Genomic DNA, 1,591 nt, shown 5'->3' with positions numbered 1-1,591 from the left:
ATAAAAATATTGTTAGGAAGCGTGTCGAAAAATATTTTTTTGACACCCCACCAACGGCTCAAACCGTTGATAAATCAACATTTATAGAGGGAGGTTATACATATGTTACAAAAGTTCATGAAAAGCCTTGGAGGATGTTTTTAATAGATAAATAGACTTATGGAGGTAATAAAATTGAAAAAATTTGCGTTAGCTTTAAGTGTTTTGCTTTGTTTATTGGGGGTTAATTCTCTTTATGTTAGTACTGCTTCAGCTGAGGAAAAACAAAGAAATGACTATACTTTTGGGGAAATCGAAAAAACTTTGATAGATTATTTGGATGAAAATGGTTATAATCTAGAAGTAGGAACCCCTGAATTTAACGATTTTGTAACAGAACAAATGAACACAGATAAGGATGAAAAACTTGCTAATCGTGAAGATTATCAGTTAATTTGTGCATATTTCGCAGAATATCTTTACCGACTATCAGTATTTGAAGCTGACAGCACTGATACTGAAGACAATACGGAAGACCTACCTGCCGATGAAGATTTTAATATGGATGAATTCGAAAATACTACTCTTGGAGAAATGAAAGAAGAAATTGAAGAAGAAGAGCAAAAAAATCAGGAAGAAAATTCACAGATTTTTACGACAATGTCTACTAATACTTTAAATTTAAGTAATGCTAGAGCATATGCTAAAAAATACTATGCTAACTATAACCCAAACTATCCAAGATACAGCAATGATTGTACAAATTTCGTATCACAAATTCTTCAAGCTGGTGGAAGAAGACAAGTTGTCAAACAAACTACTGCTAGTTTAGTGTCAGACAATAAGTACTGATTTATCAGAAGTTTACCATCTTACAAGTGGAGCAGAAGTGCTTCTTGGACGGTAGTTCCAGATCTTTATTCGCATTTAACACGTACACAAGGCGCATACTCTAGTACAAGTAAATCTAATATTATTAAGAATGCGAAGTCTGGAGACGTAATTCAGTTTAAAAAATCTGGGGCAGACAGATATACTCACAGTATGTGGATTTATGAAAAGACAAGTACAGACTTAAAATTAGCAGGACACACTAATAATTATTGGAACAGAGGTTTTAATGCTGTTACAGGTTATAAGACCTATCGCATTGTAAAAATGTAATTGAAAGAAGGGAAATACATTGAAAAAGAACGTTACCATCACTGTTACGGGAATTGTATTAGTAGGAGCAATACTTTTCTATTTTACTACATTCTTTGCATATACCCCATCTGATAAATTTTCTGGTTTCCCTGTACCTAAAAATGCGAAGTTAGTAAAAGAAAAAGAAAGTGTAAATATATATGACTGGTCCAAAGCTTCTGAAGAAAATGGTATACCTTCAGGATATAAATTAGTTATTAAATCAAAAGGCTGGAAGGAAATCAACCGAGAAGGTGCGTCTACCTATTATACAAAAGGAAACGAGAAAATTGATTTAATATCTCAAACCAATGAATTAACTCTAATTAAAGACTGATAATGAGCATTTTTAGATACAAATATTTCCATTCGATTAGAAATGATAGGTACCCTATGCCACTTGGAGCTCATTTTTAATTTGCTCAAG

General features: G+C 32.6%; 1 protein-coding gene and 1 pseudogene. Both read left to right on the top strand.

Annotation, left to right across the window (positions count from 1 at the left end):
* Window positions 1-159: 159 nt before the first annotated feature.
* Window positions 160-1,143 (top strand): annotated as a pseudogene (locus AS180_RS24005) (amidase domain-containing protein).
* Window positions 1,144-1,162: 19 nt separating this feature from the next.
* Window positions 1,163-1,501 carry a hypothetical protein gene (locus AS180_RS21295; RefSeq protein WP_025910556.1) on the top strand — a complete coding sequence of 113 codons (339 nt, stop codon included), beginning with the start codon at window positions 1,163-1,165 and terminating at the stop codon, window positions 1,499-1,501.
* Window positions 1,502-1,591: the final 90 nt, after the last annotated feature.

Source organism: Priestia veravalensis (assembly GCF_001457055.1).
GTDB classification, from domain to species: Bacteria; Bacillota; Bacilli; order Bacillales; family Bacillaceae_H; genus Priestia; species Priestia flexa.
Note: the sequence above shows the minus strand (reverse complement) of the source record. Positions and strands in the feature narration are given on the sequence as shown.